The organism is Promicromonospora sp. NPDC050880 (assembly GCF_044456525.1).
In the GTDB taxonomy this organism is placed as follows: Bacteria; Actinomycetota; Actinomycetes; order Actinomycetales; family Cellulomonadaceae; genus Promicromonospora.
The window spans coordinates 1-20834 of sequence record NZ_JBITFV010000027.1 but is presented as its reverse complement, the minus strand read 5'-3'; the positions used below and the strand labels follow the sequence as shown (position 1 = coordinate 20834).

At 73.4% G+C, this 20834-nt stretch carries 21 protein-coding genes; 12 read left to right on the top strand and 9 right to left on the bottom strand.

The genetic code is table 11. The features are described from left to right. Positions 1 to 53: 53 nt before the first annotated feature. On the bottom strand, positions 54 to 875 hold the full coding sequence (locus ACIBBF_RS24790) for an SDR family NAD(P)-dependent oxidoreductase (RefSeq protein WP_397418792.1): 822 nt from the start codon (positions 873 to 875) through the stop codon (positions 54 to 56). 62 nt (positions 876 to 937) lie between these two features. Here ACIBBF_RS24790 and ACIBBF_RS24785 point away from each other — a divergent pair, with 62 nt between their 5' ends. Continuing rightward, complete coding sequence (locus ACIBBF_RS24785; protein WP_397418790.1) at positions 938 to 1534, top strand: TetR/AcrR family transcriptional regulator; 597 nt, start codon at positions 938 to 940, stop codon at positions 1532 to 1534. Positions 1535 to 1575: 41 nt separating this feature from the next. Here the strand turns inward: ACIBBF_RS24785 and ACIBBF_RS24780 are convergent, their stop codons facing one another. Together ACIBBF_RS24780 and ACIBBF_RS24775 are read right to left on the bottom strand one after the other, a co-directional pair. Then, the gene (locus ACIBBF_RS24780; RefSeq protein ID WP_397418789.1) at positions 1576 to 2757 is read right to left on the bottom strand and encodes an oxygenase MpaB family protein; all 1182 of its coding nucleotides are present in this window, start codon (positions 2755 to 2757) and stop codon (positions 1576 to 1578) included. 81 nt (positions 2758 to 2838) lie between these two features. Then, the gene (locus ACIBBF_RS24775; protein ID WP_397418788.1) at positions 2839 to 3807 is read right to left on the bottom strand and encodes an AraC family transcriptional regulator; all 969 of its coding nucleotides are present in this window, start codon (positions 3805 to 3807) and stop codon (positions 2839 to 2841) included. Between the two features lie 157 nt (positions 3808 to 3964). Here ACIBBF_RS24775 and ACIBBF_RS24770 point away from each other — a divergent pair, with 157 nt between their 5' ends. From ACIBBF_RS24770 to ACIBBF_RS24745, 6 genes are all read left to right on the top strand, one after another. Next, positions 3965 to 4357: an ester cyclase gene (locus tag ACIBBF_RS24770; protein ID WP_397418787.1), complete on the top strand. Its 393-nt coding sequence runs from the start codon at positions 3965 to 3967 to the stop codon at positions 4355 to 4357. Positions 4358 to 4853: 496 nt separating this feature from the next. After that, positions 4854 to 5840: an alpha/beta hydrolase gene (locus tag ACIBBF_RS24765; protein WP_397418785.1), complete on the top strand. Its 987-nt coding sequence runs from the start codon at positions 4854 to 4856 to the stop codon at positions 5838 to 5840. Positions 5841 to 5849: 9 nt separating this feature from the next. Beyond that, positions 5850 to 7214, top strand: coding sequence for an ABC transporter substrate-binding protein (locus tag ACIBBF_RS24760; protein ID WP_397418783.1), 1365 nt, complete (start codon positions 5850 to 5852; stop codon positions 7212 to 7214). After that, positions 7215 to 8168 (top strand): carbohydrate ABC transporter permease, encoded by a 954-nt coding sequence (locus tag ACIBBF_RS24755; protein ID WP_397418781.1) that lies wholly within the window; start codon positions 7215 to 7217, stop codon positions 8166 to 8168. It abuts the gene before it with no gap. Continuing rightward, the gene (locus ACIBBF_RS24750; protein WP_397418779.1) at positions 8165 to 8995 is read left to right on the top strand and encodes a carbohydrate ABC transporter permease; all 831 of its coding nucleotides are present in this window, start codon (positions 8165 to 8167) and stop codon (positions 8993 to 8995) included. Before ACIBBF_RS24755 ends, ACIBBF_RS24750 begins: the two co-directional genes overlap by 4 nt. 51 nt (positions 8996 to 9046) lie before the next feature. Continuing rightward, positions 9047 to 9682 carry a TetR/AcrR family transcriptional regulator gene (locus ACIBBF_RS24745; protein ID WP_397418777.1) on the top strand — a complete coding sequence of 212 codons (636 nt, stop codon included), beginning with the start codon at positions 9047 to 9049 and terminating at the stop codon, positions 9680 to 9682. Between the two features lie 19 nt (positions 9683 to 9701). On the opposite strand, the gene ACIBBF_RS24740 is transcribed toward ACIBBF_RS24745, so the two are convergent. From ACIBBF_RS24740 to ACIBBF_RS24720, 5 genes are all read right to left on the bottom strand, one after another. Next, positions 9702 to 11069, bottom strand: coding sequence for a condensation domain-containing protein (locus tag ACIBBF_RS24740; RefSeq protein ID WP_397418775.1), 1368 nt, complete (start codon positions 11067 to 11069; stop codon positions 9702 to 9704). Further along, positions 11066 to 12409 carry a condensation domain-containing protein gene (locus tag ACIBBF_RS24735; protein ID WP_397418773.1) on the bottom strand — a complete coding sequence of 448 codons (1344 nt, stop codon included), beginning with the start codon at positions 12407 to 12409 and terminating at the stop codon, positions 11066 to 11068. Before ACIBBF_RS24735 ends, ACIBBF_RS24740 begins: the two co-directional genes overlap by 4 nt. Further along, a complete protein-coding gene (locus ACIBBF_RS24730; protein WP_397418771.1) occupies positions 12406 to 14193 on the bottom strand; it encodes an AMP-binding protein in 1788 nt (595 codons plus the stop codon). Before ACIBBF_RS24730 ends, ACIBBF_RS24735 begins: the two co-directional genes overlap by 4 nt. A 231-nt stretch (positions 14194 to 14424) precedes the next feature. Beyond that, on the bottom strand, positions 14425 to 14814 hold the full coding sequence (locus ACIBBF_RS24725) for a DUF2255 family protein (RefSeq protein WP_397418769.1): 390 nt from the start codon (positions 14812 to 14814) through the stop codon (positions 14425 to 14427). Next, positions 14811 to 15257 carry a MarR family winged helix-turn-helix transcriptional regulator gene (locus ACIBBF_RS24720; protein ID WP_397418767.1) on the bottom strand — a complete coding sequence of 149 codons (447 nt, stop codon included), beginning with the start codon at positions 15255 to 15257 and terminating at the stop codon, positions 14811 to 14813. Before ACIBBF_RS24720 ends, ACIBBF_RS24725 begins: the two co-directional genes overlap by 4 nt. A gap of 108 nt (positions 15258 to 15365) precedes the next feature. Here ACIBBF_RS24720 and ACIBBF_RS24715 point away from each other — a divergent pair, with 108 nt between their 5' ends. After that, positions 15366 to 16277 (top strand): alpha/beta hydrolase, encoded by a 912-nt coding sequence (locus ACIBBF_RS24715; protein WP_397418765.1) that lies wholly within the window; start codon positions 15366 to 15368, stop codon positions 16275 to 16277. A gap of 10 nt (positions 16278 to 16287) precedes the next feature. Here the strand turns inward: ACIBBF_RS24715 and ACIBBF_RS24710 are convergent, their stop codons facing one another. Beyond that, complete coding sequence (locus ACIBBF_RS24710; protein ID WP_397418763.1) at positions 16288 to 16911, bottom strand: TetR/AcrR family transcriptional regulator; 624 nt, start codon at positions 16909 to 16911, stop codon at positions 16288 to 16290. Between the two features lie 49 nt (positions 16912 to 16960). On the opposite strand from ACIBBF_RS24710, the gene ACIBBF_RS24705 reads away from it, so the two are divergent. The 4 genes from ACIBBF_RS24705 (at position 16961) to ACIBBF_RS24690 (ending at position 20665) form a co-directional block, all read left to right on the top strand. Next, a complete protein-coding gene (locus tag ACIBBF_RS24705) occupies positions 16961 to 17908 on the top strand; it encodes an NmrA/HSCARG family protein (RefSeq protein WP_397418761.1) in 948 nt (315 codons plus the stop codon). A 130-nt stretch (positions 17909 to 18038) separates the two neighbouring features. Continuing rightward, positions 18039 to 19310: an exonuclease domain-containing protein gene (locus tag ACIBBF_RS24700; RefSeq protein WP_397418759.1), complete on the top strand. Its 1272-nt coding sequence runs from the start codon at positions 18039 to 18041 to the stop codon at positions 19308 to 19310. Positions 19311 to 19416: 106 nt separating this feature from the next. Continuing rightward, positions 19417 to 20031: a dihydrofolate reductase family protein gene (locus ACIBBF_RS24695; protein WP_397418757.1), complete on the top strand. Its 615-nt coding sequence runs from the start codon at positions 19417 to 19419 to the stop codon at positions 20029 to 20031. Between the two features lie 88 nt (positions 20032 to 20119). Beyond that, complete coding sequence (locus ACIBBF_RS24690; RefSeq protein ID WP_397418755.1) at positions 20120 to 20665, top strand: GNAT family N-acetyltransferase; 546 nt, start codon at positions 20120 to 20122, stop codon at positions 20663 to 20665. The last annotated feature ends 169 nt before the right edge of the window (positions 20666 to 20834 follow it).

Here is a 20834-nt window from a genome sequence, read left to right as displayed (position 1 = left end):
CTCCCTTAAGACGCCGCTCGACGCCGAGATGTGGAGCCGGGGCGGTCACGACCTCAGCGGGCGGGCGCGGCAACCCGCGTGTCGCGCGAGCGGCCGCCGAACTGCCCGGAGAGGATCACGGCGCGGCGGCGGGTGAAGAACCGGCCCGCCTCCACCGTCATGCCGTTCACCCGGCCCGAGACGACGCTGGGCCGGCGGTTGCCGCGGTCCAGCGAGCGCAGGCCCGTCTCGACGACCCGTTCGGGCGTCTGGTAGCTGCCGTTGTAGGCGCCGCCGGCGAGGTCGTCGAAGAACTCGGTGCGGGTCAGGCCGGGGGCGAGGGAGAGCACGCGCAGCCCGCTCGAGCGCGACTCGTACCAGAGCGCCTCGGTGAAGCTCAGGACGAAGGCCTTGCACGCCCCGTAGACGGCCATGTCGGGACTGGGCATGTAGGCGGCCATGCTCGCGACGTTGACCAGGATGCCGCGACCTGACTGACGGAGCGGCTCGATGAACGCGCGGGAGATGTCCACGAGGTTGGCCACGTCGACGGCGATCTCGTCCTGCAGGCGGTCGGGGTCCTCCTCGTGGAACGGCCCGTCGGTACCGAAGCCGGCGTTGTTGACGAGGCTCGTCACGGTGAGGCCGCGCGCTGCGACCTCGTCGGCGAGGGCTCGTCCGGCTCCTCGCGTGCTGAGGTCGAGCGCGATCGGGGTGGCGCGCACGCCGTGGTCGCGTTCGAGCTCACCCGCGAGCGCCTCGAGGCGGTCGCGGCGGCGGGCGACCAGGATCACGTCGGAGCCGCGCCGTGCGAGAGCGCGGGCGAACGCGACGCCGATGCCGGAGCTGGCGCCGGTGACGATGGTGGTCTGGGACGTGAAGTCGACGGGAGTCATACTGCACTGTAGGCAGTTCGTTGCACCGGATGCAAGACATGTACCGAGGGTAGGGTGAGCCCATGGATCCACAGCCTGATGGCCTGACGCTGCGCGAACGGACACGGCGGGCCGTCCATGCCGAGATCACCGACACGGCTCTGCGCCTGTTCGTGGAGCAGGGTTACGAGGCGACGACCGTCGACCAGATCGCGGCCGCCGCCGGGATCTCGCGGCGGTCGTTCTTCCACTACTTCGGGAGCAAGGAGGACGTCGTGATGGGCGACCTCGAGGCACTCGGGCTCCGTGTGCGCGACACGCTCGAGGCGCGCCCCGCGACGGAGACGGCGTGGGAGGCGCTCCGCGAGACCTTCATCGGCCTGCAGGAGCAGGCCAGCGACGCCGCGACCCCGCTGCAGATCGCCGACATGTACGCCGAGGCGCCGTCGCTGCGCGCGCGCCACCTCGAGAAGCACCTGCGCTGGCAGGAGCTGCTCGCGCCGGACATCGAACGGCGCCTGGGCATCGAGCCCGGCGCGACGGCCGACCCGCGGGCCCGCGCCGTCATCGCCGCGGCGCTCGCCTGCCTCGACGTCGCGGTGGAGGCGTGGCGCCAGTCGGGCGGCACCAGCGATCCGGTGGACCTGTTCGACCAGGCCGTGGCCGCCCTCCGCGCCTGACCGGCCCCGGGTCCCCGCCATGGACGGGGCCCGAGGGCCGATCACGGGGTCGCGACGTGGTCCTGGTAGGCGGTGCTGCTCTCCGCGAGCGCGGTGACCAGCCCACGCACGGTGCGCGTGCCGTTCTCCACCGCCTGCTGCACGCCGCCGGGAACCTGCGCCTGGTAGTGACGTGACGCCGCCTCGGCCGCCGCGAGCAGCGGCAGCACCGCCGTGAGCGGCGAGTCCGGGATCCCCAGCGCCGCGGCGTCCTTGCCGTGATAGCGACCGGCCAGTGCGTTCAGCAGGTCACGCCAGCCTGCCGCGTCCATCGGCGAGTCCGGCCCCGCGGCGAGCGTCGCCGTGGCGGCGTCGAACAGGGCCCCGACCAGGGCGCGGCTGTTCTCGTCCGGCGGGGCCGTGGTCGAGTCCAGCAGGTCGAGCAGCTCACCGGCCTGCGCATGCTCCTCGACGTCGAGGAAGAACGTCTCGTCGAGGCCCAGCAGGTGGCCGACGTACCACCAGTAGCGGTAGAGGCGGGACTGCTCGTCGGGCGTGAGCCGGTAGCCGACGCCCTCCAGGAACGCGAACGGCACGACGGTGAAGTCCAGCCAGGTGCGGGCGATGTCGGCCTGGTTGATCGGCACGCCCCAGCGGCCGGCGTCCCAGCCGTGCGCCGTGGCCGAGGCCCGGACGCGTGCGTGCAGCAACCGGACCTGCACGGTCTGCACATAGCCGGGAGCGCCGTGCCGCAGCCCGCCGGGAAGGATCGTCGAGGCGTTCCACAGCCCGGTCTCGGCGAGCCGGCGCGGGGCCGCGGCGGTCAGCCGGCCCGTGCCCACCAGGAGCCGGGCGATGGCCGGGGAGCGGTAGGTGTGCGCCAGGGAGCCGCCGGAGAAGGCCAGGAACCGCCAGTGCGGCGGCACGGCGAGCGAGATCAGGTCCCCGTCGTCCAGCAGCTCCGGCGAGACCCAGCCGGGCACGGTCTCCACGTGAGCCAGCAACGCGTCGACGGCCGGCGGGGCGTCCGGCACGTTCGCCCGCCCCTCGGCGAGACCGCGTCGGAGCGCGGTACGGGCGGGCCGGCCGAGCTCGTCGAACTCGAGGATCACGGCGTCGGCGAGCGGGTCCCCCACCTGCAGCATGCGCACCATGAGGTCGGCACGACCGCCGTGCCTGCTCCGGGCCGCCGGAAGGCCGACGACGCGGTCGGGAACGGACACGTGGATGTTCGAAGAGGTCATGCCGTCATTCAAGACATCCCCCGCGTCGGCAGCCACGGCCTGTCGATCCCCCTGTCGGGCCGCCGGCGCCGGCCCCGTCGCTCAGGCGACGCCGAGGGCCGGCGCCTCGCGAGGCTCCTCGGTCCCGGCCGCCCGGCGCGCACGGTCGCGGAACTGCTTCGGCGAGGCGCCGACCTCACGCCGGAACGCGGTGCTGAACGCGCTCTCGGACTCGTACCCCGTGGCGAAGGCGAGCTCGGAGATCGTCTGCGTGTCGCGCCGGAGAGCGTCACGCGCCAGGCTCATGCGCCACTGGATCAGGTACTCCAGCGGCGCGATCCCCACCTGCCGCTTGAACGACTTCGCGAATCCCGACCGCGACAGGTGACTGATCCCGGCGAGCTCCTGGACGGTCCAGCGGTGGGCCACGTCCGCGTGCATCGCCCGCAGCGCCGCGCCGATACCGTCGTCGACCAGCGCACCCAGCCACCCGACCGGGCGATCCGACTGCTCCGCGTGAGAACGCAGCACCTGGACCAGGAGGATCTGGACCAGGTGGTCGAGGATGAGGGAACGCCCGATGGCGCAGTTCCCGACCTCGCCGGACAGCAGCTCGGTCACGTAGGCCAGCGCACGGATCCGGGGGTCGTCGGCGCGAACGTGCACCAGCTCCGGCAGGACGTCGAGGAGGATCGGGGCGTTGAACTCGTCGAACCAGAAGTACCCGCCGCACAGGTAGGTGTCGTCGTCGCCCGACCCGGTACGCACGGCACCCTCCACCGCGGTCTCCCACAGCTGCGCGGCCGGCAGCGGCTCCACGGACGCGCCACTGCCCAGCACGTGGGCCGGCGGGTTGCTCAGCAGGTAGAAGTCGCCTTCACGCAGGTGGACCGGCTCACGCCCGTCGAGAGCCAACCAGGTCTCGCCGCGCACCACGCCCCCGATCTTGACGTGCGGGAACGCCTCGAACCGCACTCCCCATACCCCGCCGGCCCGCAGCGCCGGATAGACCACGGTACGAGGCCGGAGCAGCCCGATCGCGTCCGCGACCGGATCGCTCGCCTGCGGCACGGGCAGGAAAGTAGACGATGCGTAAGGAACGGCAGACGGCACGTTATGGATTCTAGCCGTGCACGCGCTCAGGCTTGCTCTGCGCCCGCACCTCGATCGCCGTCGGCGACACGAGGCGACCTGCGGGACGCAGCACCAGCCGAGAGGAAGAACCGACATGACCCACACCGAACTCCGCGAGCTCTACGAGCGCTACATCGCGGCGCTCAACGCCCACGAGCTCCACCGCCTCGACGAGTTCGTCGCCGACCAGCTCACGCACTTCGGCGACCCCGTCACCCGCGACCAGGTCCGCGCCGCACTGACCGCCCAGGTCGACGCCGTGCCGGACCTGACATGGCGCCTCGACGACCTCCGCGTCAGCGGCCACGAGATCGCCGCACGCCTGACCAACACCGGCACCCCGGTCAAGGAATGGCTCGGCGTCCCTCCCACCGGCGCCTCCTTCGAGATCACCGAGTACGCCCTCTACCGGGTCCACGACGGGCGGTTCGTCAACATGACCAACCTCCAGGACACCGACACCGCCAGGGAACAGCTGGCCGGCTGACCACGAACGCGGCGCACCGGTCCAGGAGGACCTGTCGCGCCAACCCCAGGGGGAGCCGGCCCGCGCGGCAGGCTCCCCCAGTGGCGCGCCACCCGGCTGCCCGACGGCGGGCCACCGGGTCCACCGCATCACGAAACGGTTACACCGCCCCGGCCCCCTTGGACAGGCGAGCACCGGAGAGCTAGATTCAAAAGCACAGACTGACCAGTCAGTCGGTTTTGGCGGATGGTGCGAGACGCGACCACCGGCGACCGGCTGCAGACCGAGAACCCGCGAAGGAGCGGTTACTCCTCACCTGCCTGGTGGACCCGCAGGCCGGTACAGCTCAAGGAGGAGCTCCATGACGACACCGTTCGACCCCGTGCCCCGCAGGCAGGCCCGGCCCTAGCCGGTACCCCGACCGCACGGGTCCTGATCGACACCCCGAGCCCACGAAGGAGTGGTCGCTCGCGCCTGCCTGCCGAGGACCACAGGCCCAGCTCAAGGAGGAGCCCCCATGACGACACCGATGCCCAGCGCGCAGGTGCGGACGTACCTCGACTCCCTCGCGCCCCAGCCGAACTACTGGGGCCGTGACCTCGCCGCCCTCCGGAGACAGGCCCGCGACCACGTCCTGGCGGTCGGCGGTCCCCCGGAGCACGTGGTCTCCGTGCAGACGGTCGACGCCGGCGGCGTCCCCTCGCGGCTCTACCGGCCGGGCGACGACGACGGCGACGTGCTGGTCTGGATCCACGGCGGGGGCTGGATGCTCGGCGACCTGGACTCGTGCGACGGCGTGGCGCGGGCGATCGCGAACCGTGCCGGGTGCGCCGTCCTCGCCATCGACTACCGGCTCGCACCCGAGCACCCGTTCCCGGCGGCGCTGGACGACTCGTGGGCCGCGGTCGGCTGGGCCCGGCGCACCTTCGACCGGGTCGCGGTCGGGGGCGACAGCGCCGGCGGCAACCTCGCCGCGGCGAGCGCGCTCCGGGCGCGGGACGCCCGGCTCGACCTGGTGCTGCAGCTGCTGGTGTACCCGGTGCTGGACAGCACCATGGACACCGTGGCCAAGCGGCGGTTCGTCGAGTCCTACGCCGGCTTCGCGGGCCGGGCCGACTACGGCGGGACGGCGTTCGAGCGGATCGGGTACCTGTGGGACGCCTACGTTCCGGACCGGCTGATGCGGCGGTCCCCGGTGGTCTCCCCGATGCACGCCACGACGCTGCGCGGTGTCCCTCCGACCGTCCTGATCACCGCCGAGCACGACATCCTGCGCGGTGAGTCCGTCGAGTACGCCAGGCGGCTGCGAGCGGACCAGGTTCCTGTCGAGGTCCACGACTACCCGGGGCAGATCCACGGGTTCATCGAGACCCTCGGCGTCATGGCGGACGCGACGGACGCCGTGGAGAAGGCCGCCTCGGCCCTGCGGCGCGCGTTCGCCGCCCGCCGGCCGGCTCGCCAAGCGGCGCGGAACGCGCCCTCATCGTCCGACCTTCACTCGTGAGGAGCTGTCATGCCTACCACCACCCTGTCCCGGCGAAGCCGCCGGCCGGCCCACCGGGCAGCGTTGCCCGTCGCCCTCGTCGCGCTCCTGGCCTCGTGCGGCGCGCCGGGCGCGCAGAGCCCCCTGTCCGACACGCCGGAGAGCGTGAGCACCAGCATCGGCGACACGCCGGTGACGCTGCAGGTTCTCGTCTCCACCCCCGACGTGGCGCTCTACGAGAAGCTCGGCCAGGCCTTCCAGGACGAGCACCCGACCGTGACCGTGCAGGTCACCGGTGAGGACTTCAACAACCTGACCACGAACGTCCCCCGGCTGATCTCGGGCACCGAGGTGCCCGACCTGGTCCGGCTCGCGTCCTTCGGCAACCTGGTCGAGGACGGGCTCCTGACCAACCTCGACCCGTACGCCGAGGCGTACGGATGGACCGAGTGGCCGCAGTCGCAGTTCGCCTCCACCCGCGTCGGGGAGGACGGCCGGCAGCGCGGCACCGGGCACCTGTACGGTGCCGGGCCAGGGTTCGGCCTGACGGGCGTGTACTACAACACGGCCCTCGCGGCCCGGATCGGGATGACCGAGCCGCCGGCCACGCTCGACGCCTTCGAGGAGAGCCTGCAGAAGGCGAAGGACGCCGGCCTGCTGCCGATGATGGTCAACGGCAAGGACGGCGGGCTGGCCTATCCGCTGCAGAACCTCCAGATGAACTATGCGGGTGGCACCCAGGTGGTCCAGGACTGGAACTACAACACGCCGGGCGCGAACATCGACACGCCCGCGCTGGTCGACGCCGCCGCCACGCTCCAGCGCTGGGGCCAGGAGGGCTACCTGCCCGCAGACGTCAACAGCATCGACCAGACGCAGGCACCCGCCCGGTTCGCGGAGGGTGAGGGCGTCTTCTTCCCGAGCGGGAACTGGCAGGCGCCGACACTCCAGGAGACCGGGAAGGGCGAGATCGGGTTCTTCCTCTTCCCGCCCGAGAAGGCCGGCGACCCCGTGACCGCGATGACGGCCGCCGGCGTGCTGGCCATTCCTACCAAGGCCGCCCAGCGCGACGTGGCGGCCGCGTTCCTGGACTTCATCCAGACGGACCCCGGCGCTCGTCAGAGCACCCTCGACCTCCTCGGCCTGCCGCCCGGCGGCCCGGCGGACGCACCGGCGCCGGACTCCGAGCCCGGATCCCTCGTCGCCGGCACCGTCGAGTCGTTCCAGACCCTGCTGGAGAGCGACGGCCTGGTCGACTTCATGTCGAACTCGACGGCGTCGATGCACGCCAGCACCCTGATCCCGCAGACACAGCTGCTCGTGTCCGGGAAGACGTCGCCGGCCGAGTTCTCGGCGGCGATCCAGGCGGACTACGAGAACGAGGCGGAGGAGTAGATGTCCAGGTACCCGCGCGGCTCGACCGCCCTGCGGCCGGCCCCCGAGGCAGAGGAGTCGCCCCCTCCCCCGCGTCCTGCCCGACGTCGCCGCCCGGCGCGGCGGTGGAGCACCCTGCTCTGGGTCGCACCCGCCCTGGCCATGTACACGGCGTTCGTCCTGTACCCGCTGGGGCAGTCCGTCCAGTTCTCTTTCTACGAGTGGGACGGCATCGGGCCCGCCACCCCGGCGGGCCTGGACAACTGGGTGGCCGTCTTCACCGAGCCCGAGCTGCTCGGGTCGGTCGCGCACGCGTTCGTCCTCATCTTCTTCTACGCCGCTCTTCCGGTCGGCCTGGGGCTCGTCGCGGCGAGCCTCGTCCGGGAGCTGCGCGCCGGGGCGTTCAGCACCACCGCCCGGGTGGTGCTGTTCGTCCCGCAGGTGCTGCCGCCCGTGGCGGCAGGCATCGCCTGGACGTGGATGTTCTCCACAGACGGGCTCGTCAACCAGATGCTCCGGGCCGTGGGCCTCGGGTCGGTGACCCGCGCGTGGCTCGGGGACTTCACGTTCGCCCTGCCGGCGGTCGGCGTCATCGGGTTCTGGCTGTCGTTCGGGTTCTGCACGGTCCTGCTGCTGTCCGGCATCGGCAAGATCGACCCGTCGCTCTACGAGGCCGCCCGCCTGGACGGAGCCGGCCGCGTCGGCGAGTTCTTCGCGGTCACGCTTCCCGGGCTCCGGCAGGAGATCGCCGTCTGCGCGACCATCGGCACCATCGCCGCACTGGCCAGCTTCGACGTGGTCCAGATCGCGACCCAGGGCGGCCCCGGCTACCAGACGATGGTGCCCGGCGTGGAGATCTACCGGCTCACCTTCCTGGAACAGCGGATCGGTCAGGCCTCGGCCCTGGCCGTGCTCCTCGCGGCTCTCGTCCTGCTCGTCATCTGGCCCATCCAGCGCATCGGGAGGCACGAATGAGCGCCGTCTCCTCACCCGTCCACGACCGCGTCACCCGGGCCGTCATCCTCCTGGCCCTCATGCTGTTCGCGATCCTGCCCCTGCTCAGCATGCTCACCGCCGCACTCGCACCGCAGAACAGCACGCCGCCCGGCCTCGCCTGGCCCGAGGATCCGCAGTGGAGCAACTTCGCGGACGCCTGGACCTCGGCGAACTTCCTCGCGCTGTTCCGGTCGAGCGTCCTGATCGTGCTCGGCGTCGTCCCCGCTGCCGTCGCCATGGCCGCCGCGGCCGGGTACGCGCTCGCACAGCTCGACGTACCCGGCGGCAGGTTCGTCGAGGTGCTCCTGCTCGTCGGCCTGACGCTGCCGTTCGAGGCGCTCATCACCCCGCTCTACTACAACCTCCGCGACCTGGGGCTGCTCGGTACCCGGTGGGCCGTCATCCTGCCGCTCATCGGGCTGCTCATGCCGTTCGGGGTGTTCTGGATGCGGGCGAGCTTCCGCACCATGGAGACCGCCCTGACCGAGGCGGCCAAGCTCGACGGCGCCTCCACGTGGCAGATCTTCCGCCGGGTCCAGCTGCCGCTCGCTGTGCCGGCGCTGTCGGCGCTCACGATCCTGTTCTTCCTGGCGACCTGGAACCAGTACCTGCTGCCGCTCGTCCTGGTCGACGACCCGACGATGCGTACGGTTGCGGGGGGCCTGGGTGCTTTCCAGGGTGAGCACGGGACGAACATCGCACTGCTGTGCGCCGGTTCGCTGCTGATCATCGCACCCTCCCTGCTGGTATTCCTCTTCTTTCAGCGACACTTCGTCAAAGCCCTTCTTCAGGGCGCCGTGAAGTAAGGAATATCGCGCACGGAAAGGCCCGCAAAGAGTGGACGACAGGAGATGGACATGACAGATCAGGACCAGCTTCAGGGGGCGCGGGAGACGGGCGCGCCCAAGATCTCCCTGTCGGCCAAGGGCAAGGCCCGCCGAGAGCTGATCGTCGACGCCGCCACCCGCCTCGTGGCGCGCAACGGGTCCCGCGGCACCAACCTCGCCGAGATCGCCGCCGAGGCGGGCGTCTCGCAGAGCGGCCTCCTGTATCACTACTCGAGCAAGGAGGCCCTGCTCCACGCGGTGCTGGACCGCCGCGACGACGCCGAGGACGAGATCCTGTGGCACGACACCGACGTGGGCCTGGGCATCCTCGACGTCATCGCGCACAACGTCACCCGGTGGGCCGGCCACTCCCACTCGGTGGGCATGCACACCGTGCTGGTCGTCGAGAACCTCGGCGACGACGGCGTGCTCCACCCTCGCCTGGCCGGCCGGTACCACGTGACCGTCGACCGGGTCGCCGCGGTCCTGGCCGCCGCCCAGGACCGCGGCGAGATCCGGGCCGACGTCGACACCCGTCTCAAGGCGATCGAGATCATCGCGTTCATCAACGGCCTGGAGACCGCCTGGCTCCTCGACCCCGAGCTGCCGGTAGCCGCCGCCGCGAAGGAGTGGGCGGCCCACCAGCGGCTCGCGATGGCGGCCTAGTGCGCGGTACGGCCCGTGCTCACCCCCTCCCCCGGACGGCGAGGCCCCGGATCCCGCGCCCGGGTGCGGCGAGCACCTCGCGCGCCGTCCGGCCGAGGTTCCCCGTCAGCTCGTCGATCGTCCGCGAGGCGAACGCGGGACGGTGCGCCCACAGGTCGCCGGAGACATGACCCTCGTGCGCGTGGTGGAGCTGGAAGCCGAGCGGCACGGCGCCGCTGAACGCCGTCGCCATCCGCGGCCGGAGCGCGGTGGTCGGCAGCGTCAGCTGCCGCATCGTGACCGTGCCGCCGTCCGGGACGGTGATCGTCGCGGCACGGCCCGGGGCGTGCGGCAGGTAGTTGATCGAGATGTCGAACAACGAGCCGCCCCGCCGGGCCGCCCCGGGCAGCTCGTGGCGCAGCACCCCGACCGGGACCCGGTGCCGGTGCGCCTGCCGGGTCGCCTCGTGGACGCGCCCGGCGAGCCGACCGAACGACGGGTCGTCCCGCAGGTCGACCCGGACGGGCACGTGGTCGCTCACGAGACCGAGGGTGTGCGCCAGCCCGGGGACGTCCCGGTTGGCCGTGACGCACCCGATCGTCACGTCGTCGCCGAGGTAGGGCGTGAGCGACGCCAGGACCAGGGCGCGCAGGGTGCTGGCCGGCTTGGCGCCGTGCCGGGCGCCGATCCGGAGCAGGGAACCGGTCGTCTCCGCGCCCAACAGCGGCAGGGGGTGCGCCTCCAGCCACAGCGGATCGTCCGGGCGCGTGCGTTCCCGGGGCAGGCGTGGCGGGTCGGCCGCGGACTGCTCGCCCCAGAACCCGGCGTGCGTCCCGAGGCCGATGGTGCGCTCGTGCGCGGCGTAGTCGCCGGGCTGGACCGGCACCGCGGCCGGCGGCGGGTACGTCGGGTCGAGCCGGGCGCGGTAGAGCTGGTGCACGTCGCGCAGGAGCACCGCGTTGGACCAGCCGTCGAAGACGGCGTGGTGCCAGACGGTCAGCAGGACGTGGTGCCCGGGAGCCATCCGGACCACGACCGCCGACCAGAGCGGCGGGGTGAACAGGTCGGTCGTCCGCTCGCACCGCCGGACCGCGAGCCGTTCGAGCGCGGCGCGGCGCGCCGGTCGCGGCAGGTGGGAGAGGTCCTCGAGCTCCCACCCGGGACGGAACGGCGCCGTGACCCGCTGCGCGATGCCGTCCGCCGTGCGGGCGAAGGCCGTGCGCAGGGTCTCGTGCCGGTCCACCAGTGCCGCCAGCACCGCGGACAGGTGGTCGAGGTCCAGGGGCCCGGTGATCTCGATCGCGTGCGGGATGTTGTGGTTGGACTCCTCCGCGCCGACCGCCGCGACCCACTCCTGCTGGAGGTAGGTGGCGGGCAGCACCTCGGCGCCCACGGTGACGGCGCTCATCGGACCGGTTCCCGGGTCGCACCGAGGTCGCCGAGGCGGTCCCCGGGGTGCTCGGCCACCCTGCGCAGCGCGGCCGTGAAGCGGCCGGCGAACCGGGCCGCCGCCCGGTCGCCGAACACCGTGGCGTCGGCCACGAGCACGCCCGCGAACCGGCCGGCCGGGTCGGACCTGACCTGGAAGTCCAGCAACGAGGCGCCGTCCCACCAGGGGTGGTCGGTGGGCCCCTCGTGGGCGAGGTCGAACGGCGAGAACGTGGTGCCGGCACCGGTGACGACCGCGTCGGGCCGGCGCTCACCCGCGCTGTAGTTCAACGAGACGTCGAACAGGGGGCCGGGGCCGACGTCGGGCAGGGACGCGCGGAGCACGCCCGCCGGTGCCGGGCGCGTGATCGCACGGTCGTAGGCGTCGGCCGCACGCCCGACGAGCGTGGCGCACGACGGGTCCCCGGACAGGTCCACCGTGACCGGCACGTGCCCGGCGAGGAACCCGACCGTCGCGCGGACCTCGCGCTGCCGGCGGTTCGAGCGCATGACGCCGACCGTGATCCGCTCGTCCGTCGCGTGGTCCCGCAGGGCCGCCGCGAGCGCCGCCAGCAGGACGGCGGTCGTGCTCGCCCGGTGCTCGGCCATCAGCGGGCGCAGCGCGTCGAGGGCCGGGCCGTGGTCGAGCGGGAGCGGATGCGGTGTGGTGCGGGCGAGGGTCCCGACGGCCGGCGTCTCCCGGGGGAACGAGAGGCGGGGACGGGCATCGGCCAGGACCGCGCGCCAGTGCTCCCGCGTCGCGGGGTCGTCGGACAGCTCGGCCTCCCAGGCGGCGTAGTCGGCGAGATGGAGGGCGGGCGGAGCGAGCGGGGCACCGGGTCCGTGCTCGTACAGGTACCGGAAGTCGTCGCGGATCACGCCCGCGGACCAGCCGTCCATGATCGCGTGGTGCCCGATCACGGCGAACACCCGGTCGTCGTCGGCGAGGGTGACCAGCAGCGCCCGCACGAGCGGGCTGTCCGCCAGCACGAACGGTCGCCGCAGCTCTGCCTGCAGGAGCGCGGCACAGGCGGCCTCGCGCTCCTTCGGCTCGATCGTGGCGAGGCTGACCTCGCGCAGGTCCGGTGGCGTGTGCTCGCCGACCACCTGGTGCGCGGCGGTGCTCGTGCCGGGCCGGGTCAGCGTGGTGCGCAGGGCCTCGTGGCGGGCGGTGAGCGCGGCGAGCGCGGCGCGGACGCGGCGGGGGTCGGTGTGTCCGCGCATCCGGACGGCGGCGCCGACGGTGACGCCGGAGGCGCGCCCGCCGGTCGCCCCGTAGAGGGACCGCTGGTAGTGCGTCGCGGTGTGCAGGGTGCTCATCCGGCCACCCCACGGGCGGCGCGGGCGATGGGTCGCAGCAGCCTCTGCTCCGCCTGCGGTGCGTCGTCCACCGCGGAGGCGTAGGCGCGCAGCGTCGGGTTGGTGTGCAGCACCCGCTCGGGCACGTCGCGCCCGAGCTCGTCGGCGACGAGCAGCGCGACCTCGGCCGCCTCGAGCGACGACCCGCCGAGCGACAGCCACTCGGCGTCCGGGCCGATCGAGGTGGCGTCGGTGTCCAGGGCCCGTGCCCAGATCGCCGCCACCGCGCGTTCCGTGGCGCTCGCCGGCTCCGTCTGACCGGCCTCCTGCGCGAGCAGCGCGGAGAAGGTCCGGGCCAGATCGCGCTTGACGACCTTGCCCAGGGCGTTGCGGGGCAGGTGCTCGACCCGGACGACCCGCTTGGGTGCGTCCGACTCCCCCAGCCGCGCGGCGGCGAAGGAGCGCACCTCGTCCGGGTCGAGGTCGCCGGAGCCGATCACGGTGGCGACGAGGTACTGGCCGAGCGTCGGGTGCGGCACACCGAACGCCGCTGCCTCCTCCACGTCGGGGTGCTCCTCCAGGACACCCTCGGCGGCGAGCGTGGACACGTTCCGTCCGCCGACGTTCACCGTGTCGGCGCTGCGGTCCTCCAGGTAGAAGTACCCCTCCTCGTCCAGGCGGCCCACGTCTCCGGTGCTCACCCACCGGTCCGACCCGAAGACGCGCGCGGTGGCGTCCGGGTCGTTCCAGTAGCGGCGCGGACGCACGCCGTCGATCCGGAGCTGCACCGCGCCCGAGGTGCCTGCCGCCACCGGCGCGCCGGACGCGTCGACGACGCGCACCTCGCTGCGCCCGTGCGCCCGGCCGAGCGAGAACGGGCGGCCCGGGTCGAAGCGCATCCGCAGGCGCGCGGGCCAGCTCTCGGTCGAGGTGTACATGTTGACGATGCTCGCCTGCGGGAACAGCTCGGCCAGCCTGGCCAGCGTCGCGGCCGAGATCGGCGCGCTCGTGGTGCGCACCTGCCGCACGCCGCTCAGGTCGAACCGCGCCGTGGCCCGCAGGAGAGCCAGCGCGTAGGCGGGGACGAGCACGATGTCGTCCGGCCTGACCTCCTGGGCGGTACGCAGCAGGGTGCCGGCGTCGAACTTCTCGAGCACGATCATGGTGTGCGGTGCCGCGCTGAGCGTCTGGACCAGGAGGGACTGGCCCGCGTTGGTCGCGGGCGGCAGCGCGTGCAGGACGGTGCGCACCTGGGTCGCGGCCGCCCCGTCCGGGACGCGCTGGCGGATCGCGTACGTGAGGTTGTCGTGCGTGGACACGACGCCCTTCGGCCGCCCGGTCGTGCCGGAGGTGAAGAGGATCTCGGCGTCGTCCTCGCCGCTCACCGACACCCCGGTCGGGTCTGCCGGCTGTCCCGCCTCGATCTGGTGCACGGAGAGGGACCAGCCCGGGCACCCGGGCACGGCGTCGCCGAGCACGCCGACCGCCCCGGCCTCCGCGTGGACGCGAGCGATGTACTCGTCGCTGCTGGACGCCAGCACGGGGACGGCGATCGCCCCGGCGGCCTGCACGCCGACGTACCCGACCGCGAAGGCGATCCAGTCGGCCGACGCGCGGACGACGACGCGGTCCCCGGGCCGGACGCCCCTGGCGACGAGGCCGTGGCCGACCGCGTGCGAGCGCCGGCCCCACTCCCCGTAGCTGAGCCGGCCTGCGCCGACGAGCTCGATCGCGGTCGCGTCGGGCCGCTCCTGCGCCCGGGCCGCGAGCAGGCCAGGCACGGTGACAACGGACTGATGATTCACGATGACCCCTCAGTTCTTGTCTCGGCGAATGGCTTTCATCATGCCGAGAAAAAATGAGGCCCCTCAAGCGCTTCGACCGTTGTTCACACGCACTTCACGCACAAGAAACGGGTTTAATCCGTCCACATGGAGATTGAATCACTCCACATTAAAATAGAACTCGGCCTGCCGCTTTTCACCCATTCCTGCCCGTATTCATCCGCCCTCATGGAAGGAGTCTCCGGCGAAGGACTACGCCAGCGGGACCATCCGGAGCGTGGCCGTCCGCGCCGGGTCGCTGGTCATCCGGCGGACGCCGGAGTCGTTGCCGTACCGGGCGCGCAGGGCCCGGTCGACCTCCGCCGCACGGCCGACGTCGGGCAGGAAGGCGACCGCGATGCGCTGCCCGGCGACGTCGACCTGGCCGTGCCCGGACCGTGTCGCGGCGCGGTACCAGGCGCCGCCGGGCCCGTGGAGCGAGCGGACGAGCTCGTCCCGGCCGAGCCGGACGTGCCCGATGGTCACGAAGGGGCGCAGGGTGCCGTCGTCGCGCGCGCCCGCCACGCGGATCAGCTCCGCCCGGTCGAGCAGGGCCAGCTCGGCCTCGGTCCACGGCCGCGTCGGGCGGTCGCCGGCGCTCACCGCGACACCTCCGGGGCCGGCTCGAGCGGCGCGGCGGGTTCGAGCAGCGCCGTCAGGATGCGGGCCAGCTCGGCCCGGTCGCCGGGCGCGATGCGGGCGAGCCTGCGGTCGAACGCCGCCGCGAGCGCCGCGAACGATCGGTCGCGGGCGGCGACGCCGTCGTCGGTGAGCACCAGGCGGTGGCGCCGCAGGTCGGAGTCGTCGATCTCACGGCGCAGGAAGCCCTTGGCGACCAGGTTGCGCACGTAGACGGTCACGCTCGCCTTGGGGATCACCAGCTCCTTCGCGAGCTGGGCAGGGTGCGGCGAGGCCGGGACCTCGGCGAGCACGAAGAACTCCTTCGGTTCCAGCCCGAGCTCCTCGAGCTGGGTGCCGGCCTCGTCCAGCACGGCGGTGAGCAGGCGGTGGTTCAGGGTCCAGAGCTGTGCGGCGTCGACCGCCATGTGCCCTCCTCGGTCCGGGTGGTGCGGGGTGCTACGGTGATGTTAGTTCAGAACTGTACTACTCTCCATTTTGAACTAGCACAACATGGAACGAGAGGTTCTCCACCCATGCGTCAGCACCTGACCATCCCCCGCGGGCCGATCGAGCTCGCCGCCGACCTCTACCTCCCCGACGACCGGGACGCCACGCCCCTGCCCGCCGTGGTGCTCTCCACCCCGGGCAGCAGCGTGAAGGAGCAGATCGGCGCGAACTATGCCGCCCGGCTGGCCGCCCGGGGCCTCGCGGCGCTCGTGTTCGACCCCGCCCACCAGGGTCAGAGCGGCGGCGAGCCGCGCGACCTCGAGGATCCCTACCGACGCGGCGAGGACATCTCGTACGCGATCGACGCGCTGGGCACGCTGCCCGGCATCGACCCGGAGCGCATCGGCGTGCTCGGGATCTGCGCGGGCGGCGGCTACGCGGTGCACACCGCCCGCACAGACCACCGCATCAAGGCCGTCGGCACGGTGGTCCCGGGCAACATGGGCACGTCGTTCCGTGGCTTCCAGCCGGACGGCCCGGTCGCCGCGCTCGACGCCATGGCGAAGGCCCGCACCCAGGAGAACCGCACCGGCGAGCTGCGCCGCGACGCCTGGCTCCCCGACACGCTGGAGGACGCCGCGGCGGCCGGCACGCCCGACCTCGACACGACGCAGGCGATCACCTACTACCGCACCCCACGGGGCGGGCACGAGCGCTCGACCAACCGGCGGCTGTCCCGCGGCGACTCGCTGCTGCTGGGTTACGACGCGTTCCACCTGGTCGACCAGCTCATGACCCAGCCGCTCCAGGTGGTCCTCGCCGGACGGCGCGGCACCACGGGCTCCTACGAGTCCGGCATGCGGCTGTGGGAGATGGCGCCCAACCCGGTCGACCTCATGGTGGTCGAGGGCGCCGGGCACTACGAGATGTACGACGTGCCCGAGTACGTCGACGCGGCCACCGAGCGGCTCGCGGCGTTCTACACCGAGCACCTGTAGGGCCGCCCGGCTACCCCTGGGCCGGCGGCAACCGGACCGCCGGCGGCAGCGGGGCCGCGACCGGGCGGGCCTGGAAGGACTGCAGCATCAGGGCGGCGAACCGGCGTGACGCGGCCAGCCGCATCTCGGGGGTGTCCGCACGGATCCCCTCGTTGGCCAGCAGGGCGAGGTTGATGTCCTCCAGCACGAAGTCCGCGCGCAGCGCACCGGCCTCCTTCGCCTGCCGCACCAGCTCGCGCAGCGCCGCGAGCGTGCGGTCGCGCTCGGCGGCGAGCTCGGCGGGCTCGGACATCCGGGAGGTGAAGGCCCGCGCGAAACCCTTGTCGAGGGCGTGGACCGCCATCAGCTCCTCGACCACCAGGCTCAGGCCGCGCCACGGGTCGCCGGCGGCCCGCCCCCGGCGCACGATCTCGGCGCACGACGCCATCTGGGCCGCGAAGACCTCGGCCAGCAGCGCCTCCTTGGTCGCGAAGTGCCGGTAGACCGTGGCCGGACCGACCTCGGCCCGCCGGGCGATCTCCCGGACGGGCACGTCCAGGCCGCCGTCCGCGAACGCGGCACGGGCGACGGCGACGATGCGCTCGCGGTTGTCCCGGGCGTCCGAACGCAACCGCGCTCTCACTTCGGTCGTCACCGCTCTCACTTTAGCCAGGCGGACGGGGCGCTCCGTTACGGTCCCGGACATGAGCGACTCCCGGACCCGAACCTCCACCCGGCGGCCCGACGCCGGACGAACCGTCGCCGTGCTGGGCGCCACCGGTCAGCAGGGTGGTGCGGTGAGCGCGGCGCTGCTGACCGCCGGCTGGACCGTCCGTGCCGTCGTGCGGGACCCGGGTGCCAGCCGTGCCCGGTCGCTGGCCGCGGCGGGGGCCGAGGTCGTCCGGGGCGACCTCGCCGACCCGGGGTCGCTGCGGGCGGCGTTCGCCGGGGTGCACGGCGTGTTCAGCGTGCAGCCGAGCTCAGGTCAGGCGGGAGCCGGGCTCAGCCACGACGACGAGGTCCGCTACGGCGTCGCCGTGGCCGACGCCGCCGAGCACAGCGGCGCCCGGCACCTGGTCTACAGCTCGATGATCGCCGCCGGGCCGGTCTCGACCGGCGTGCGCCACTTCGACGTCAAGAGCCGGATCGAGGAGCACGTCCGGGGTCTCGGCATCACCACCACGGTGGTCCGCCCGGCCACGTTCATGGAGCTCCTGCTGACCGCGACCGACCCCGCTCGGGGCGAGCTGACGTTCCTGATGCGGCCCGACCAGGCGATGCAGCTCGTCGCCGTGCAGGACATCGGCCGCGTCACCGCCGCCGTCCTCGGCGCACCCGGCCGGTTCGGCGGTCGCACGGTCGAGATCGCCGGTGACGCCCTGACCGGCACCGAGATCGCCGGCCGGCTGACACGCGCGGCGCGGCGCCCGATCACCTACCGCCGTCTGCCGCAGGCGCTGCTCGACCAGGACGAGGTCCTGGCCAGGTCGGTCGCGCTCGTCGACGACGGCAGGCTCGCGGGCCGCACCGACCTCGCGGGGCTGCGGGCGGCGTTCCCCTTCCTGCTGCGCTTCGACCAGTGGCTGGCGGGTCCCGGCCGGGCACCCCTGCTGGACGCCCTCGGCGGCCCTCGGGCGGCCGGGCCTGCCTAGCGGGCCGCTGCCACCACCGGCACGAGATCACCCCGCCGCACCAGCGCTTCACCCACGGCCCCTCCTGCGCCGCCCCGGGCCGGCTGCGACGATTGCCCGGTTCTGCACACCGCTGCGAGGGGAGACGCACGTGACCGGGTACGCCGTCGTGGACGTGGAGACCACCGGGTTGTTCCCGGGCGGGCACGACCGGATCGTCGAGCTCGCGGTCGTCCAGGTCGACCCCGACGGCCGCATCGAGGACACCTGGGCCACGCTCGTCAACCCGGGACGAGACCTCGGTCCGCAGCAGATCCACGGCATCAGCGCCTCCGACGCCCGCCACGCGCCGTCGTTCCAGGACATCGCCGGCCACGCCGCCGAGCTGCTGCGCGGACGCACCTTCGTGGCGCACAACGCGCAGTTCGACCGCCGGTTCGTCTGGCACGCGTTCGCCGCGACCGGGTACGACGTGCCGCTCATCGAGCCGACCACCCTGTGCACGATGCGCACCGGGGCACAGCTCTTCCCCACCGCTCCACGGTCCCTGGCCGGGGCCTGCGCGCACCACGGCGTCGCGCTCGCCCCCGCGCACGAGGCCCTCGCCGACGCCCGGGCCGCCGCGGAGCTCCTGCGGATCTACCTGGCCGGCGGCGCCCGGCACGTCGTGCCCGGCTGGGACGACGTCGTCGAGCTCGCCGCGACCACACCCTGGCCGGTCATCCCGGCCACGGGGGCCGGGCCCGTGCGGCGGGGCGTCTCCGCCGAGCGCGACACCCACTTCCTCGCCCGGCTCGCCGCCGCCCGCACCACCCCGATCGCCACGTGGGAGAAGGAGGAGTACCTCGAGCTGGTCGACCGGGCGCTGCTGGACCGGCACATCTCCGCCCGCGAGCACGACCAGCTCGCCGAGCTGTGCGGACAGCTCGGGATCGGCCGCACGGAGGCCGCCGCCCTGCACCGCGAGTACCTCGCCGGGCTGGCCACCGTGGCCTCGGCCGACGGCGTGCTCGACGTGGCGGAGCTGGCCGACCTCCAGGCCGTCGCCGCCATGCTGGAGGTCCCCGCCGCGGACGCCGGACGCATCCTCCAGGACGCGGCTGCCGCCGCCGAGGCGGGCTCCGGGACCGGTGACCGACCTGGCCGGTACCCCCTCGGCCCCGGCGACCAGGTCGTCTTCACCGGCGCGATGGACGAGCCGCGGGACGTATGGGAGCGCCGGGCCGCCGCGGCCGGGCTCGTCCCCCACCCCGCCGTCACCCGGAAGGTGCGGCTGGTCGTCGCCGCCGACGCCGACTCGATGTCCGGCAAGGCCCGCAAGGCCGCTGCCTACGGCATCCCCGTCGTCAGCGAGGCCGGCTTCACGCGGATCCTCGACGATCTCGTGCGTCCCACGCCGGCAGGTGCCGGAGCCGTCTCCTAGGTGCCGGCGGATCCGTCCGTGCCGGATGTCGAGAACCGTGCCACGGCTCCGTCCTGGGGGCAGAGGGTGGCGGCAGGCGGCACCCAGGACACCGACGGAGCACACCATGAACACCACGACGACGAGCACCACCACCGGCCGCACGGTCACCGCGAACCTCGCCCTCACGCTCGACGGCCGCTATCACGGCCCGGCCGGCCCGGGAGACTTCGGCGCCTTTGTCCCGTACGTCACCACCGACACCGCTCGCGACCACATGACCCGCCTCTGGACCGGTGCCACCACGGCGGTCCTGGGCCGCACCAACGCCGAGGGGTTCCTGGGCTTCTGGCCCTCGGTCGCCGACGACGCGTCCGCCGACCCCCGCGACCGCAGCTACGCCCGCTGGCTGGTCGAGACCGAGAAGGTCGTGTTCTCCACGACGCTGACCGAGGCGCCGTGGGAGCGCACCAGGATCGTGAACGCCCCCGCGGACCAGGTGATCCGCGACCTCAAGAACCAGGGCGAGGGCGAGATCCTGGTCAACAGCAGCGCGAGCATCATCAAGGCGCTGCTGGACGCCGACCTGATCGACCGGCTCCACCTCATGATCCTGCCCGAGATCCTCGGCGGCGGACCCCGCCTCCTCGACGACGGCCTGCCCGCCTCGGCGTGGACGCTCGCACACCAGGAGACCGGCGAGCGCGGGGAGATCGCCGCCGTCTACGACCGGGCCCGCTGATGTCGACCGTGGCCGGGCGCCCGCGCGGCGCCGGGCCACGGTCGAAATTGTCTTGCTCCCCCGGCGCTGCGCCCTCGACAGTGACCGCATGCTCATCAGGCAGGAACGCCCGTCCGACGTCCCGTCCATCCGCGCCGTCACCGCGGCCGCCTTCTCGGGCGTCGCGCACGCCGCGCCGTCGGTCGAGGCCGACGGCGCGCCCGGGGAGGCCACCCTGGTCGGGTGGTTGCGCGCCGACCCGGGGTGGGTGCCCTCGCTGTCGCTGGTGGCCGAGTCCGGGCCGGCCGATCCGGAGGTGGTCGGCCATGTGGTGGCCACCCGCGGGCAGCTCGCGGGCCGGTCCGCGCTGGGGCTCGGCCCGCTCAGCGTCCACCCCGCGCACCAGGGGCGCGGCGTCGGCGCGGCCCTGATGCACGCCGTCCTCGGCGCCGCCGACGCGCTCGGTGAACCCGTGGTCGTGCTGCTCGGCGAGCCCGCCCTCTACTCCCGGTTCGGGTTCGTGGCCGCCGGCGAGACCGGGATCGAGTCCCCGGACCCCGCATGGGGCGACTACTTCCAGGCACGGACCCTGAGCGCATGGCGGCCGGAGTACGCCGGCCGGTTCCGCTACGCCGCCCCGTTCGACCGGCTCTGACCCGGCGTGGGGGGGGGGGGGGGGGGGGGGGGGGGGGGCGGGGGGGCGCCCCCCCCCCCCCCCAACCCCCCCCCCCTCACCGGGGGAGCACCGTGAAGGGGGCGCGCAGCAGGTCCGCGTCGCGGGACGAGCGGCCCACCAGGAGCTCGAAGCCGCCGGGTTCGACCAC

What these genes read in the sequence shown, in the direction of transcription:
- ACIBBF_RS24780 (WP_397418789.1), bottom strand. Translation starts at nt 2,757, where the DNA reads ATGACCTCTTCGAACATCCACGTGTCCGTTCCCGACCGCGTCGTCGGC.
- ACIBBF_RS24755 (WP_397418781.1), top strand. Translation starts at nt 7,215, where the DNA reads ATGTCCAGGTACCCGCGCGGCTCGACCGCCCTGCGGCCGGCCCCCGAG.
- ACIBBF_RS24750 (WP_397418779.1), top strand. Translation starts at nt 8,165, where the DNA reads ATGAGCGCCGTCTCCTCACCCGTCCACGACCGCGTCACCCGGGCCGTC.
- ACIBBF_RS24745 (WP_397418777.1), top strand. Translation starts at nt 9,047, where the DNA reads ATGACAGATCAGGACCAGCTTCAGGGGGCGCGGGAGACGGGCGCGCCC.
- ACIBBF_RS24735 (WP_397418773.1), bottom strand. Translation starts at nt 12,409, where the DNA reads ATGAGCACCCTGCACACCGCGACGCACTACCAGCGGTCCCTCTACGGG.
- ACIBBF_RS24760 (WP_397418783.1), top strand. Translation starts at nt 5,850, where the DNA reads ATGCCTACCACCACCCTGTCCCGGCGAAGCCGCCGGCCGGCCCACCGG.
- ACIBBF_RS24720 (WP_397418767.1), bottom strand. Translation starts at nt 15,257, where the DNA reads ATGGCGGTCGACGCCGCACAGCTCTGGACCCTGAACCACCGCCTGCTC.
- ACIBBF_RS24790 (WP_397418792.1), bottom strand. Translation starts at nt 875, where the DNA reads ATGACTCCCGTCGACTTCACGTCCCAGACCACCATCGTCACCGGCGCC.
- ACIBBF_RS24690 (WP_397418755.1), top strand. Translation starts at nt 20,120, where the DNA reads ATGCTCATCAGGCAGGAACGCCCGTCCGACGTCCCGTCCATCCGCGCC.
- ACIBBF_RS24765 (WP_397418785.1), top strand. Translation starts at nt 4,854, where the DNA reads ATGACGACACCGATGCCCAGCGCGCAGGTGCGGACGTACCTCGACTCC.
- ACIBBF_RS24785 (WP_397418790.1), top strand. Translation starts at nt 938, where the DNA reads ATGGATCCACAGCCTGATGGCCTGACGCTGCGCGAACGGACACGGCGG.
- ACIBBF_RS24705 (WP_397418761.1), top strand. Translation starts at nt 16,961, where the DNA reads ATGAGCGACTCCCGGACCCGAACCTCCACCCGGCGGCCCGACGCCGGA.
- ACIBBF_RS24770 (WP_397418787.1), top strand. Translation starts at nt 3,965, where the DNA reads ATGACCCACACCGAACTCCGCGAGCTCTACGAGCGCTACATCGCGGCG.
- ACIBBF_RS24715 (WP_397418765.1), top strand. Translation starts at nt 15,366, where the DNA reads ATGCGTCAGCACCTGACCATCCCCCGCGGGCCGATCGAGCTCGCCGCC.
- ACIBBF_RS24740 (WP_397418775.1), bottom strand. Translation starts at nt 11,069, where the DNA reads ATGAGCGCCGTCACCGTGGGCGCCGAGGTGCTGCCCGCCACCTACCTC.
- ACIBBF_RS24695 (WP_397418757.1), top strand. Translation starts at nt 19,417, where the DNA reads ATGAACACCACGACGACGAGCACCACCACCGGCCGCACGGTCACCGCG.